At 61.4% G+C, this 13,534-nt stretch carries 12 protein-coding genes; 3 read left to right on the forward strand and 9 right to left on the reverse strand.

The genetic code is table 11. The features are described 5' to 3' along the window. Nucleotides 1-159: 159 nt before the first annotated feature. Nucleotides 160-513 carry a protease inhibitor Inh/omp19 family protein gene (locus ACJ8HA_RS06145; RefSeq protein ID WP_016927814.1) on the forward strand — a complete coding sequence of 118 codons (354 nt, stop codon included), beginning with the start codon at nt 160-162 and terminating at the stop codon, nt 511-513. Nucleotides 514-517: 4 nt separating this feature from the next. Here the strand turns inward: ACJ8HA_RS06145 and ACJ8HA_RS06150 are convergent, their stop codons facing one another. Both ACJ8HA_RS06150 and ACJ8HA_RS06155 read right to left on the reverse strand, forming a co-directional pair. Continuing rightward, a complete protein-coding gene (locus ACJ8HA_RS06150; protein ID WP_025302761.1) occupies nt 518-1,039 on the reverse strand; it encodes a chromate transporter in 522 nt (173 codons plus the stop codon). After that, the gene (locus ACJ8HA_RS06155) at nt 1,036-1,602 is read right to left on the reverse strand and encodes a chromate transporter (protein ID WP_127145882.1); all 567 of its coding nucleotides are present in this window, start codon (nt 1,600-1,602) and stop codon (nt 1,036-1,038) included. The genes ACJ8HA_RS06150 and ACJ8HA_RS06155 overlap by 4 nt, the downstream gene beginning before the upstream one ends. A gap of 103 nt (nt 1,603-1,705) precedes the next feature. Between ACJ8HA_RS06155 and ACJ8HA_RS06160 the strand changes: the two genes are divergently transcribed. Continuing rightward, complete coding sequence (locus ACJ8HA_RS06160; RefSeq protein WP_142590406.1) at nt 1,706-2,620, forward strand: LysR family transcriptional regulator; 915 nt, start codon at nt 1,706-1,708, stop codon at nt 2,618-2,620. Here the strand turns inward: ACJ8HA_RS06160 and licT are convergent. The 3 genes from licT to ACJ8HA_RS06175 are packed head-to-tail and all read right to left on the reverse strand — an operon-like array spanning nt 2,605 to nt 6,733. Then, nucleotides 2,605-3,447, reverse strand: a complete 843-nt coding sequence (licT, locus tag ACJ8HA_RS06165) for a BglG family transcription antiterminator LicT (protein ID WP_049295550.1) — start codon at nt 3,445-3,447, stop codon at nt 2,605-2,607. The genes ACJ8HA_RS06160 and licT overlap by 16 nt on opposite strands. Nucleotides 3,448-3,467: 20 nt before the next feature. Next, a complete protein-coding gene (locus tag ACJ8HA_RS06170; protein WP_442515262.1) occupies nt 3,468-4,883 on the reverse strand; it encodes a glycoside hydrolase family 1 protein in 1,416 nt (471 codons plus the stop codon). After that, entirely contained in the window at nt 4,880-6,733 is a 1,854-nt protein-coding gene (locus ACJ8HA_RS06175; protein ID WP_197812648.1) for a beta-glucoside-specific PTS transporter subunit IIABC, read from the reverse strand. Before ACJ8HA_RS06175 ends, ACJ8HA_RS06170 begins: the two co-directional genes overlap by 4 nt. A 560-nt stretch (nt 6,734-7,293) precedes the next feature. Here ACJ8HA_RS06175 and ACJ8HA_RS06180 point away from each other — a divergent pair. Next, nucleotides 7,294-8,463, forward strand: a complete 1,170-nt coding sequence (locus ACJ8HA_RS06180) for a cupin domain-containing protein (RefSeq protein ID WP_197812650.1) — start codon at nt 7,294-7,296, stop codon at nt 8,461-8,463. A 36-nt stretch (nt 8,464-8,499) separates the two neighbouring features. Here ACJ8HA_RS06180 and ACJ8HA_RS06185 read toward each other — a convergent pair whose 3' ends face one another. The 4 genes from ACJ8HA_RS06185 to ACJ8HA_RS06200 all read right to left on the reverse strand — a co-directional run bounded on the left by ACJ8HA_RS06185 (nt 8,500) and on the right by ACJ8HA_RS06200 (nt 13,521). Further along, a complete protein-coding gene (locus ACJ8HA_RS06185; RefSeq protein WP_025302753.1) occupies nt 8,500-9,804 on the reverse strand; it encodes a c-type cytochrome in 1,305 nt (434 codons plus the stop codon). Nucleotides 9,805-9,815: 11 nt separating this feature from the next. Then, nucleotides 9,816-10,274, reverse strand: a complete 459-nt coding sequence (locus ACJ8HA_RS06190) for a (2Fe-2S)-binding protein (protein WP_025302752.1) — start codon at nt 10,272-10,274, stop codon at nt 9,816-9,818. After that, nucleotides 10,274-12,496 carry a xanthine dehydrogenase family protein molybdopterin-binding subunit gene (locus tag ACJ8HA_RS06195; protein ID WP_197812652.1) on the reverse strand — a complete coding sequence of 741 codons (2,223 nt, stop codon included), beginning with the start codon at nt 12,494-12,496 and terminating at the stop codon, nt 10,274-10,276. The genes ACJ8HA_RS06190 and ACJ8HA_RS06195 overlap by 1 nt, the downstream gene beginning before the upstream one ends. A gap of 200 nt (nt 12,497-12,696) precedes the next feature. Further along, entirely contained in the window at nt 12,697-13,521 is an 825-nt protein-coding gene (locus tag ACJ8HA_RS06200; protein WP_164067029.1) for a M55 family metallopeptidase, read from the reverse strand. Between the last annotated feature and the right edge of the window lie 13 nt (nt 13,522-13,534).

Raw genomic sequence — 13,534 nt, forward strand, 5'->3', positions numbered from 1 at the left:
GATCAGATCAGAATAATCGAGGATTAAAAAACCTAATCCTTCCCTCATCATCAAGATAGGTACGTGCTAAAGTGTGAACGGACAGCCGAAAGGAGTGACCCGATGCCAACCCATTTCCTTATGCGCGCCTTGCGCCGCGCCAGCCTGACAGGAGTCGTTATGAGCATATTGTGCAGCAGTGCCCTGGGCAGTTCACTGCCGTTGCTGGAACCCGCCGCGCTGAAGGGCGACTGGCAGCTCGCCGCCATCGGCGACGGTAAAACCGTCTGCGAGGTGCAGCTGAGCGACGAAGCGGTGGCCAACACCAACGCTTTCCGTTTCAGCGCCTCCGCCCAATGCCTGCAGCCGCTGGCGCTGCACGCGCTGCCGGTCGCCTGGCGGCCGACGCCGGACGGCATGACGCTGACCGACGCCGAAGGGAGCATGGTGGCGTTTCTGGCCCTGACCGCGCCGAAGCGCTATGAGCTGATCGACCGCAACGGCCCTTCGCGCTTTGTACTGATCCCGCGCTAACCCTTCAGGCGAACAGTAACCCGAGCAGCGCGCCGCCCGCCAGCACCCACAGCGGATGGAGGCGCTTGCTCATGCTCAACCCCGTCGCCAGCGCCACGATTGCCGCCAGCCGCCAGCTGGGCGCGGAAGCCTCGGCGATCAAGATACCGCTGGCCGCCACCAACCCCACGGTCAGCGGCACCAGTCCGGCCTGCACGATGCGGCGCCACGGGCGATCCTTAAAGCGCCGCCAGGCGCCCATCACCAATAGCGTAACGATGGAAGACGGCCCGAACTTGGCGATCGAAGACACTAACAGCCCCGCCCAGCCGGCGACGTGCCAGCCGACCAGCGGCACGATCATCATGTTCGGCCCCGGCGCGGCCTGCGCCATGGCGAACAGCGCGCTGAACTCCTGGGCGCTCATCCACTGATGCACCTCAACCACCTGCCGCTGCATTTCCGGCAGAATGGTCATGCCGCCGCCGAACGCCAATAAAGAAAGCTCGGTGAAGATCAGCGCCAACGCAATCAACACCCCGCTCATGACGGCCACCGCCACATCAGCAAAATGCTCAGCGGCGCCAGCACCAGCATGGTCGGCAACAGCGGCAGGCGCAGCCAGGCGATGGCGATCAGCGCCAGCGCGACGATCGCCAGCGCCGGCCATTTACCGCGCAGCGGCAGCAGCATCTTGAGCCCGGTCGACAGCAGCAGCCCGGCGGCGGCGGCGGCCAGCCCGGCGAACACATGCTGCACATGCGGATCGTTTTGGAAGCGGGCGTACACCACGCCTAGCCCCACCACGATCGCCGTCGGCGCGCTGATGAGGCCCAGCAAGGCGCACAGCGCGCCGCGCAGCCCGCGAAACTCCATGCCCACCGCCACCGACAGGTTGATCACATTGCCGCCGGGTAGGAACTGGCACAGACCGAGCAGCTCGGTAAACTGTTCGCCGCTCAGCCAGCGCCGGCGCTCCACCAGCATACTGCGCGCCATCGGCAGCACGCCGCCGAAGCCGATCAGCCCCAGCCAGAGAAAGCCCAAAAACAGCTCCGCATTACCCGGCGCTGCCGCCGGGTGCGGTTTTAACGTATTGATATCTGACATGACATTGCCGTTCCACATCGCTTGTTTTGATGTCTGGTATCATGCGCGCCGCCGTGCCATGATGTCTAATGCATTCCGGAGAAACTAACAATACCTTTGAGGTATGGCTATGATCGAACTGCGTCGCCTGCGGGCATTCGTCACCGTGGTGGAAGAAGGCAACATCACCCGCGCCGCCGAGCGGCTGTTTATCCAACAGCCGCCGCTGACCCGCCTGCTGCAGGGGCTGGAAGACGAACTGGGCGTAACCTTGTTGCAGCGTCTGCCGCGCGGCGTGCGCGTCACCGAAGCGGGGGGCGTGCTGTTTGAAGAGGCCCGCGCCCTGCTGGCGCGCGCCGAACGCCTGCGCGAAGCGGTACAGCGCGCCGCCCGCGGCGAGCAGGGCCACATCGCCATCGGTTTCACCAGCTCCGCGGCGCTGCACCCGTTCGTGCCCAACCTGCTGCGCCGCTATCGCGATATCCTGCCGGGCATCACCACCCAGTTGGAAGAAGCCGGCAGCGGCGAACTGATGGAGGCGTTGCTGGAACAGCGCCTCGACGCCGCCTTCGTGCGTTCGCCGGCCAACGGCATTCCCGGCCTGAGCGTCGAGCCGGTGCTCAGCGAGCCGATGATCGTCGCCCTGCCGCTGGGCCACCGGCTGGCGCAAGAAACGCAGCAGCCGCTGCCGCTGGCCGAACTGGCCCACGAGGCGTTTATTCTCTATCGCCGCCCGGCCGGCCAGGGGCTGTACGACGCCATCCTGGCCGCCTGCCACCGCGCCGGCTTCAGCCCGCGCATCGTGCAGGAAGCGCCACGCCTGCCGGCCACCCTCAGCCTGGTCGGCGCCGGGCTGGGGTTGTCAATCGTGCCCGGCTCGATGCGGCGGCTGGGCGGCGACGGCATCGTCTACCGCACTCTCGCCGCAGAAGCGCAGCTCAGCGCCCCGCTTTACCTGGCGCTGCGCCGCAGCCCGGCCTCGCCGATCGTCGAGCGCTTTCGCGAACTGGTCGCCGAGGCGGTTCAGGCCTCGGGCTGATCGGTGATGCGCGTCAGATGGATCATCAAATACAGCAGCTCATCGTTCGACATCTCCATTTGCAGCAGATTCTTCACGTAATCGCGGATCAATAGCGCGCCACGATAGGCATGCGGGTACTCGGCCGTCATCTGGGCAAACAGAAAATCGGCCTTCGAGGTCATCTGTTTGCCGTCGAGCATGCGCTGGATAAAGAACTGCATATGCACTAAAAAGCGCGCGTAGTTCAGCGAATCGGTGTCGATATTGAGGCGAAAGTGATACTTGATGATATTGAAAATATCTTTCAGCATCTTCACCGCCAGCAACGTGTGCTCCATGTTTTGCACTTCGGTCTGGCCGTTGACCAGGTGAAAGGCGATATTGCCCGCTTCCTCTTCAGGCAGATGGATATTCAGCCGCTGGTTAATGTAGGCCAACGCTTGCAGCCCCACCGCAAACTCTCGCGGGTAGAAACGCTTCACCTCGAACAGCAAGCGGTTTTGGATGGCGATACCCTTGTGATGACGTTCGATAGCAAAACTGACGTGATCCACTAGCGTAAAGAAAATCTGTTCATTAATGTTGCCGTTCAGTTGGCGGTTGGCCTCACTGAGGATCATCTGCACAATTTCGATGTGCTCCGTCGGGGCAGTTTCAATCAGCCGCAGATAATCGCGCCCTTTTTGCCCCTCCTGCACCACATACACTTTCTCAATGGCGGCCGAGTTGATCTCGTCTCCGGTTTTGCTGTTAAAACCAATTCCCTTGCCCATGACGATAACCTCACGGTTATCGTCGTCCGCGGTTAACACCAGACTGTTGTTGAGCACCTTAATGACTTTCATCGTCTCGGCCGTCACCTTGCTTATTTGCCCAACCGGCCATTGGCGGCGATAAGCTGCCGATACCAGTCAAAACTGCGTTTTTTGATGCGCCGCAGATCCTTAAGATCCCGTTCTCCGCGGTTCACGTAGATAAATCCATAGCGCTTGGCGTAACCTTGATGCGTACTGACTACGTCAATCGCCGCCCACGGGCAGTAACCGAGCAGCTCGACGCCATCGTTGATCGCCAGCCGCATCTGTTCGACATGCTGCCGCATGAATTCAATGCGATAGTCGTCGTCGATGGTCTCATCCGCCCGCAATTCATCCAGCGCGCCAATGCCGTTCTCCGTGATGAGAATCGGCAGGTGATAGCGTTCGAAGGTCTTGCGCAGCGTTAAGCGCAGGCCAACCGGATCGATCACCCATCCGTAGCGCGTCTTGCCGACAAACGGGTTTTCCGCCGCACGATACACACCCGGTTCGCCGAGCATAATTTGCTGATCGCCGGCGCGTGCGCTCACGTCTGAACCGTCGCCGCGGCTAGCGGCGATCGTGGCGGTGGAATAGTAATTGATCGCCACATAATCCGGTCGTGCCGCCAACAGCAGCGCCGCGTCCTCCGGCTCCCTGTCCGGCGCCCACCCCCGATCCTCGAGATAACGCCAGGCCAGGGCGTTGTAGCGGCCATGCACCGCCACATCGAGAAAACTCCAACAGCGCAACGTCTCCCAGTTATGAGCGGCAATGGCATCCAGCGGATTGCAGGTCTCCTGATACATCGAGGTGGTATTGATCGCCGGGCCAATTTTCCCGCCGGGACAGCGCTGATGGCATAATGCCATGACTTTGGCCTGAGCGACCAACATATGATGACTCTGCTGATACAGCGTCCGTTTGTCAGGCAACGCACCGCCTTTGGGCGTGCCGATAGCGCCGGGGTGCAGGATCATGGTGTTCTGTTCATTGATGGTGAGCCAATACTTCACCCGATCGCCGAAGGCGTCGAACAGCACGCCGGCGTAAGTGACAAAAGCCTCGATGGTGGCGCGATTGGACCAGCCGCCCTGCTGCTCCAGCACATAAGGCAGATCGAAATGATACAGCGTCACCACCGGCTCGATGCCGTGCGCCAGCAATTCGTCGATCAACTGCCGGTAAAACGCCAGCCCCGGCGCATTGACTACGCCGACGCCATCGGGCAACACGCGCGTCCACGCAACCGAAAACCGGTAGGCCTTTAACCCCAGTTCTGCGAACAGCTTCACATCCTCGCGAAAGCGATGATAGTGATCGCTGGCCACCGTAAAATCCGCCGTGCCTGCGGGATGTTCAAGCATATCGACGATCGACGGGCTTTTGCCGTCTTCATTCCATGCGCCCTCCACCTGATAGGCGGAAGTCGACGCGCCCCAGAGAAACTCGGCGGGGAAATCGTGCAAGCGTTGATAAATCATGCCGGCTCCTTATTGGCCTTCAGCGCCATAATCGTCTCACCGGCATGAACGCCATGCGGCTTAGGTAACACCTGAACCTGAAACGCTTCGCTGTTGACGATCAATACCGGCGTCGTCAGATCGAAGCCCAATGCGGCGATCGCGCCGATGTCAAAACGCACCAGCTCGTCGCCGGCCTTCACGCGATCGCCAATCTGCAGTCCGGAGTCAAAGTGTTGGCCACCCAGGTTTACCGTGTCGATGCCGATATGCAGCAACAGCTCCGCACCGTTGTCCCCCTTGATGCCGACCGCATGTTTTGACGGCAGGAAAGTCACGATCTCGCCGTCCAGCGGCGCACGCAGCACCCCTTCCGACGGTATGATCGCCATGCCCTGGCCCAACAAGCCCTGTGAGAAGACGTCATCGTTGACCTGATCCAACGTCACGGCTTTGCCAGTCAGCGGGCTGAAAACCGGCGATACCTCGTCGGCCGCCACCTGAGTCACTTCGGTCGCCTCCTCGACCGGATCGTCGAAGCCAAGGATCCAGGTCAGGGCAAAGGTCACGACGATGGCAATGGCGCAAGTGATCAGCGCATGCACGATATTCATCGGGTTCTCACCGATAAACGCCGGCAAAGCAGCCAGGCCAGGAGAAACGAAGGCATAGCGCACCAACCCGCTCAACCCGGCGTAAATGCCGGCGCAGCCACCGCCGATCATCGCTGCGATCAACGGCTTGCGCAGTTTCAGTGTCACCCCGTACAGCGAGGGTTCAGTGATCCCCAACAACGCGGTAAAACCGGCGGAGGACGCCAACTGGCGCAAATTCGTGTTCTTGGTGCGGAATGCCACACATAGCGTCGCCGCACCTTGCGCAATATTGGACGCCAACATGCCCGGCCCGTTAATCATCTCAAAACCATTCTTGGTCAATTGGCCGGTGGCTATCGGTGTCATCGCCCAGGCGGTGCCGGTGATCACCAAAAATGGCTGCAGCCCGCCCATCAACATAGGAATCAGCCAGCTAGCCCTACCATCGACGATCGCCGCACCGGCGGCCACCATGTCATTGAGGAAAATGCCGAACGGCCCGACCACCACCAATGCCAGCGGCGCGGTGACCAGCAGCACAATCATCGGTTTGGTGAAGAACTTGATCATCGTCGGCGAAACTTTCTCGGCAAACCGCTCGATATAGGACATCAGCCACACGGTAAAAATGATCGGCAACACCGAGCCGGCATAATCCGCCAGCCGCACCGGCATGCCGAGAAAATCAATCGCGGTGCCTGCCGCCAGCATCTGAGCCAGATTAGGGTGCAGCAACGCGCCGGCGAGGGTCATCGCCAGGATGGGATTGCACTCGAATTTTATCGCGGCACCGTAAGCCAACAGCACCGGCAGGAAGAAAAACGCCGCATCGGCGACGGTATCCAGCAATCGATAGGTCGTGCCGGCGGGATCTATCGCCCCGGCCAGCTTGAGGATCGCCAGCAGTGCCTTGATCATCCCCGCGCCGGTAATGGCCGGGATCACCGGGGTAAAGGTCGTGGAAATCACGCTGATAATCCGTGACACCACGCCACCTTTCGGCTGCTGCTTTTGAGCGCCGGTTTGCGGCTGGCCAATCTCCTTTTGCAGCACGCGGAACGTTTGCTGCACGTTATTGCCGACCACGATCTGAAACTGGCCGCCGCGCACCACCACGCTGATAACGCCCGGCAGGGCTTCAATCGCCTTCGAATCCACTTTAGCGTCGTCGTTGAATTCCATACGCAAACGGGTCGCGCAGTGCGTCAGCTTGCTGACGTTGCCTTTACCGCCGACCCGCGCCAATATTTCTAAGCCAAGTTTCTGATAGTCCATCGTTTTCCCCAGTAAAATGCAAAAAAAAAAGACCAAAATGGAAATGCGCCTCGTCACAAGGAGAAGTGCATTCCTATTTTGGTCTTGCCTGCTTTAGCAGTAACACGCCGCAATAAAAATGGTGTGCGGTCTTTCGACCGCGCTAAAAGTATCACCATACTCGCGAATACTCGGCAATAGCCATACGTCAGCGTTGTGAAAGGCGTCACGATTTAGCGTAAATGCACTGCAATGTCGCCGCTGCACGCTTTTTGCGCACACCCATAGCGCAATCGGAAGGAAATAACCCAAAATAATGCGCTTTATTGTCACTTTGTTTATTTAATTACAGGGGAAGATTAATTCAGATCCATGACTATTCAACTTCCGGGCAATTAATTAAACCTGCACTCACTTAGTAACAAACGCAAACAAATAAGCGCCTACGCAATACATTCCAGCCGCTAGGATTTAAGGGTCACAGCCTATTCCCGCCGATGACAAAAAATCATTTCAATGGCGATCGCGCCTTCCCCGTCGCCTGCTGCTGCAGGCGCACGGTTTATATTGGAGAAAATGCTATGCTATCGCGTCGTGATATATTGAAAGTCTCCGCCGTCAGCGCGGCCGCCGCCGGCATGATCGGCGGCATCGCCAAAAATGCCGCTGCCGACGACCATCGTAATATCGTGCCTCCCAGCAGCTATCAGCCGCCTGCCGATGCGCAGCATCTCTATAAATACAAATTCACCGACAGCAAAAAACGCAGCCTGCCCAACGGCTGGGCGCGCGAAGCCACCGTCGAGCAATTCCCGATCTCCGAAGGCGTGGCGGGCGTCGACATGACGCTGGAGCCGGGCGGCGTGCGTGAACTGCATTGGCACGCCATCGCCGCCGAATGGGCATTCATGCTGGAAGGCCATGCGCGCATCACCATCCTCGATCCCGAGGGAAAATGTGAGGTGGCGGATTTCGGCCCTGGCGACGTCTGGTATTTCCCGAAAGGCTATGGCCATTCCATTCAGGCGTTGGCGGACGGCGCGCATTTTATTCTGGCATTCGATAACGGCCATTTCTCCGAATTCGGCACCTTCAGCATCACCGATTGGGTGGCGCATATGCCGAAAGAGGTATTGGAAAAAAGCGTCGACATGCCGGCGGCGGTATTTTCCAAGGCCAAACAGGGCGAAGCGTATATTGTCGGCGGCGCCGTTCCGCCCGCCTTGCCATTGCCGAAAAGCGACGGCGGATTAAATAATGCCCCGCTGACCCACCGCTATGAATTAATGAAGCAAAAGCCGTTCTTTGAAAATGACGCGGGCAGCGTCCATTTGGTGTCGTCGAAAGAATTTCCTATTTCCACCACCATGACCGGCATCATCGAGATCGTGAAACCCGGCGCGATCCGGGAATTGCACTGGCACCCCAACGCCAACGAATGGCAATACTATATTGCCGGCAAAGGCCGGATGACGGTGTTCAGCTCGCACGGCCACGCGCAGACGGAAGAGTACGTCCCTTCAGACGTCGGTTACGTGCCGCAGGGCTTCGGCCATTACATCGAGAACATCGGCGATGAGGATTTGAAGGTGTTGATCGTGATGGACAACGGCATTTATCAGGATATTTCGTTGTCCGACTGGCTGGCGAAAACCCCGGCTTACCTGCTGGCGGACAACTTCAATAATCAGGTTGAGGACTGGCAGGATAGACCGAAAGACAAACGGGTGATGTCGCGGCGCAGCCGCTGACGCCGCGGCGAGGGAGAATCTCCCTCGCCGCTTTCTTTACTGCTTGCGCTGCTCCGCCACCTGTTTGGCGGTGACCTTGCCCTGTTTGTCGCCGAAATGGCCGACCACGAAGTTGGCGACCGCCGCCACTTCCTCGTCGGAATAGGCGCTGCCGAACGACGGCATCATCTCATGCCGCTCGCCGACGCTGATGCTCGTCCCCTTCAGGATAGCCTGCACCACGCTGCGCCCCTGCGGATCGTTCACCGCCGTGCTGCCCACCAGCGACGCGTACTCGCTCTGGCGGCCCGGCCCGTTCCACTGGTGGCAGCCGCTGCAGTCGTTGGCGAACATCCGCCGCCCGAGCGAGCTGTCTTGCCCGCCCGGCAGGATCGGGGTGGAAGCCCCCGCGCCCTTCGGCTGCAGATTCACCGCAGCGGCGCCATCGCCGGCAATCGGTTCGATGTCGCGCAGGTATTTCACCAGCGCCAGATTATCTTCCGGCGTCAGGAACTGCAGGCTGTTTTCCACCGCTTCCGCCATCGGGCCGGCGGCGCTGCTGCGCCCCGGCGCATGGCCGGTGGCCAGATATTGCGACAGCTGCTGGTCGCTCCAGCCGCCGATGCCGGTCTGTTTGTCCGGCGTGATGTTGGCGGCGAACCAGCCCTGCACCACTTCACCGCTCAGGTGCTTGCTCTGGTTAAGACCAAACCCCAGATTGCGCGGCGTATGGCACTCGCCGCAGTGGCCGAGCGCCGTCGCCAGATAGGCACCGCGATTCCACTGTTCATCCTTGTTGAGATCCGGCGCGAAACGCTGCTCCTGGAAGAACGCCAGGTTCCAGAATTTCATGCCCCAACGCTGGTTGAACGGGAACGACAGCTCGTTTTGCGGGTTGGCCTGTTTCACCGGCGGCAGACTGAACAGATAATCCTTGATCGCCAGCACGTCATCGCGGCTCAGTTCGGTGTACGAGGTATAAGGCATCGCCGGATACAGGTTGCCCTGTGGGCCGATGCCCTCACGCACCGCGCGCACGAACTGATCGTCGCTCCAGTTGCCGATGCCGGTTTCCTTGTCAGCGGTGATGTTGGTGCCGTAAATGGTGCCGAACGGCAACTTGAAGGCGAAGCCGCCTGCATAAGGCGCGCCGCCCGGCGCGGTGTGGCACGCCACGCAGTCGGCGGCACGCGCCAGGTACTCGCCGCGCGCCAGTTTGTCGGTGATGCCGGCCGGCGCCCCGGCGATCGGCGCCGCAGGCTCAGCGCCGGTGGGCCGCAGCAGCGTATACAGCGCGTATCCTCCCGCCAACACCACCACGGCGATAATCAGCCATAACAGCCCTTTCAAGGCATTGCTCATCGCATCTCTCCCTAACCCAACGCCTTGGCGGCCTGGTGGATGGCGGCGCGAATGCGCACATAGGTGGCGCAACGGCAAACGTTGCCGCCCATCGCCGCGTCGATGTCCGCATCGCTCGGGTTCTTGCTTTGCGCCAGCAGCGCGCTGGCGCTCATGATCTGGCCGGACTGGCAGTAACCGCACTGCACCACGTCCAGATCAAGCCAGGCTTCCTGCACCGCCTTGCCTTCCGGCGTGGCGCCCACGGCTTCGATGGTGGTGATTTTTTTGCCGACGGCGGCGGAGACCGGCGTCATGCATGAACGCACCGGCACGCCGTCCAGATGCACGGTACAGGCGCCGCACATGGCGATGCCGCAGCCGAATTTGGTGCCGGTCAGGCCGGCTTCGTCACGCAAAAACCACAGCAGCGGCATGTGCGGATCGCCCTCGAAGGTCAGCGGCTGCTCGTTTACGGTTAATTGAATCATCAGGTTCTCTCCTTGTCAGACGCCGGATTCGCAGTGGGATTATGCAGCGGCAGGCTCAGCGAGGTGCGCGGCCGCCCGAGCAGCGCCAGCGCGTTGCCAACTGCCGGGGCAATGGTCGGCACCCCCAGCTCGCCCACGCCGGTCGGTTTCTCGGTCGAGGGCACAATGATCACCTCGATCTCCGGCATCTCATCGATGCGCAACGGGCGGAAGTTATTGAAGTTGGACTGTTCGACCACGCCGTCTTTCAGCGTGATATTGCCGTACAGCGCCAGGCTCAGGCCGTAACCGATGCCGCCCTCGATCTGCGCGCGGATCACGTCGGGGTTCACCGCCACGCCGCAATCCACCGCGCACCACACTTTATGCACTTTCGGGATGCCGCCTTCGCCGATCGACACCTCGGCCACCTGCGCCACATAGGTGTCGAACGCCTTGGCGACGCCCACGCCGCGCGCGCGTCCGTCTACCACTTTAGCGCCCTGCCAGTCAGCGGCTTTCGCTACCGCCCGCAGCACGCCCGCCGCGCGCGGCGCATCGCCCATCAGCGCCAGCCGCCCTTCGACCGGATCCTGGCCGGTTTCCTGCAACAGCTGATCGATAAAGCTCTCCACCGCGTGGCCGGTGTGGGTGCTGGCGACCGACCGCAGCGAGGTGGTCGGCACCTTGCCGGGCACGATATGCGCATCGCAGCGGAAGGCTTCGAAGGTGTATGAGACCTCGCTGGCGCCTTCGACCATCATCTGATCGAGGCCGTTGACCACCAGCGCATCCATCGCGCTGTGGCGCGTCCAGGAGTGACCGACCACGGTATCGGTCCAGCCCACCACTTTGCCGTCGCGAATGGCCCCGCGCAGGCGGTGCAGGATCATCGGGCGATACCAGCCGTTGCGGATGTCGTCCTCGCGCGTCCACACCACCTTCACGCCGTGGCCGGGGCCGATGCCCTTGGCCGCCGCCGCCATGTCGGCCGCCAGATCCGGCCCCAGCGTCGGGTTGCCTAAATCGATGCGCCGGCCGAAGCTGCCGCCCGCCAGAATGGTTTCAATCTGTACCTTGTCCGGCGGCAACTCGAACAGATCGCACAGCTGCTTGTGGTCGAGCGTTTGGATTTGGCAGCCGTAGCGCGCCTTGACGCTCTCGCCGTCCCAGAACAGATAGCCGTCCAGCGGCTCCATCGGCGCGTGCGCGACGTACGGGAAGGTGTATTCGGCCTCGATCACCTTGTCGGCCTTGTCGAACACCTCGTCCGGCTTGCCAAGACTCTTCGCCACCACGCCGGTTTTCTGCGCCACCTGACGGAATTCGGCGTAGATTTCCTCGGTGTTGCGTCGCTCCGCCTGCGCGTCGTCCCAGGTGACCCGCAGCCGGTCCCGCCCCTGGATCGCCGCCCAGGTATTGTTGGCGTAAACCGCCACGCCGGTGGTAACCTGTTTCACCGCCACCACGCCCGGTACCGCCAGCGCGCGTTCGGCGTCAAACGTCGCCACCTTGCCGCCGAAACGCGGCGGTTTTTTGATGGTGACGGTCAACATGCCCGGCTCGTGGATATCCTGCGAGAACTGCGCGCTGCCGTTGGTTTTCGCCAGCGAATCGACGCGGTGCAAACCGCGCGTTTTGCCGATCAGGGTGAAATTGGCCGGATCCTTCAGCGTCAGGCTGGCGGGATCGGGCGGCGGCAGCGTGGCGGCCAGCGCGGCGAATTCGCCGAAGCCCGCTTCGCGCCCGCTGGCGGCATGGCGGATCTTGCCCGCCTGCACGGTGATTTCCTGCGCCGAGGTTTTCCAGCTCTGCGCGGCGGCCTGCACCAACAGCGCGCGCGCCATGGCGCCCATGCGCCGCATTTGCTCATAGGCATTGGCCACCGAGCTGGAACCGCCGGTGCCCTGGAATCCGAAGGCCAGGTTTTTGTAGACATTGGTGTCCACCGGCGCGGCCACGACCCGCACCTGTGCCCAGTCGGCATCGAGCTCTTCGGCGACCAGCGTCGCCATGCCGGTATAGACCCCCTGGCCCACTTCGGTGTGTTTACTGATGACGGTGACGACGCCGTCGGCGCCGATCTGAACGAAGGCGTTGGCGTCTAACGCCGCCGCGCCGGAGGCGATCGGGGCAGCCGAACGCGCCAGCGCGCCGGTGGATGGCAGATAGGCGCCGATCACCAACGCCCCGGCGCCGACGATAAACCGCCGCCGCGAAAGCGGAACTTGGGATATGCTCATTGCTCATGACTCCAAAAAAACCGAAGGTGTCACTGCCTTCGGCGAAACAAATCTTGTTATGGGAATGGCTTGTTGCGCCCGTCAGGTGATATAGCGCAACAGAGCAATAATTAGCGTAGCCTATTATCCAGTAGACTTAATGTTGAAGAGGGTTTTTCTATTGGAGAATCGTGCGGTGCGGGCAGGCACCCGCACCGGGGTCAACTCTGCGTCGTCGCCAGATAGGAAAATACGCAGAGCAGGTTGATTTGCGCCGCCATGTTGTCGCTGTCGAAGGCCACGGTCAGCGCGTCCTGGCGCTCCACGCCAGGCACCAGGCTGAACAGATCCGCCAGCACCGGTTTGGCCGCCATCAGCGTCAGCCGGTAAGGCGGCATAAAACGGCGCTCCACCGGCAGTCTGGCGCCCTGGCGCACCTGTTGCATCGCCCGCTCGCGGATCTCCGCCCGCGCCCGCTGTGGGCTGAGCGATTCGGCGGCGGTTTGCGAGAGGGCGCGTTTTACGCAAACATAGCCAGATTGCGGATAACGTTCAGCGATCCAACGTTGCAGCTCGTCGTCACCGCTCACCAGCCACAACGGCACGTTCAACTCCGCCGCCATCGCCGCATACAGATCGCTTTCGCCTACCACTTCGCCGTTCAGGCTGACGCGATAAAAGGCCCGACCGTTGATGGTATGCGCCAGCACGCCGCGTTCGCCGGCGGCGCTGTGATAACCGATGCACATCAGGCCGTCGTAACGTTGATGCTGCAGCCCTTCCACCATCGACAGCCCGCGCGGTTTGCCCTGCACCAGGCGCGCCCGCGCATCAATGCGGTCGGCGCGCAGATTCTGCATCATGGCGTGGCTGTCGGCCACCGTCACCTCGGTAGCGCCGCCGGCGAAAGCGCCGTCGATGGCGGCGTTGACTTCCTGCTCCATCAGCTCGCGCGCCGCCGCATAGTCGGCATGGGCCGGGTTGCACTGCTCCGGCCGCATCACGCCGGCAATACCCTCGATATCCGCAGAGATAAAGACTTTCACATCACACTCCCGT

It is taken from the genome of Serratia sp. CY33802, from assembly GCF_052169095.1.
Classification (GTDB): Bacteria; Pseudomonadota; Gammaproteobacteria; order Enterobacterales; family Enterobacteriaceae; genus Serratia; species Serratia bockelmannii.

Bases quoted from the DNA above. Each gene is read 5' to 3' on its own strand.
- ACJ8HA_RS06145 (WP_016927814.1), top strand. From the start codon at position 160: ATGAGCATATTGTGCAGCAGTGCCCTGGGCAGTTCACTGCCGTTGCTG.
- ACJ8HA_RS06150 (WP_025302761.1), bottom strand. From the start codon at position 1,039: ATGAGCGGGGTGTTGATTGCGTTGGCGCTGATCTTCACCGAGCTTTCT.
- ACJ8HA_RS06155 (WP_127145882.1), bottom strand. From the start codon at position 1,602: ATGTCAGATATCAATACGTTAAAACCGCACCCGGCGGCAGCGCCGGGT.
- ACJ8HA_RS06160 (WP_142590406.1), top strand. From the start codon at position 1,706: ATGGCTATGATCGAACTGCGTCGCCTGCGGGCATTCGTCACCGTGGTG.
- licT (WP_049295550.1), bottom strand. From the start codon at position 3,447: ATGAAAGTCATTAAGGTGCTCAACAACAGTCTGGTGTTAACCGCGGAC.
- ACJ8HA_RS06170 (WP_442515262.1), bottom strand. From the start codon at position 4,883: ATGATTTATCAACGCTTGCACGATTTCCCCGCCGAGTTTCTCTGGGGC.
- ACJ8HA_RS06175 (WP_197812648.1), bottom strand. From the start codon at position 6,733: ATGGACTATCAGAAACTTGGCTTAGAAATATTGGCGCGGGTCGGCGGT.
- ACJ8HA_RS06180 (WP_197812650.1), top strand. From the start codon at position 7,294: ATGCTATCGCGTCGTGATATATTGAAAGTCTCCGCCGTCAGCGCGGCC.
- ACJ8HA_RS06185 (WP_025302753.1), bottom strand. From the start codon at position 9,804: ATGAGCAATGCCTTGAAAGGGCTGTTATGGCTGATTATCGCCGTGGTG.
- ACJ8HA_RS06190 (WP_025302752.1), bottom strand. From the start codon at position 10,274: ATGATTCAATTAACCGTAAACGAGCAGCCGCTGACCTTCGAGGGCGAT.
- ACJ8HA_RS06195 (WP_197812652.1), bottom strand. From the start codon at position 12,496: ATGAGCATATCCCAAGTTCCGCTTTCGCGGCGGCGGTTTATCGTCGGC.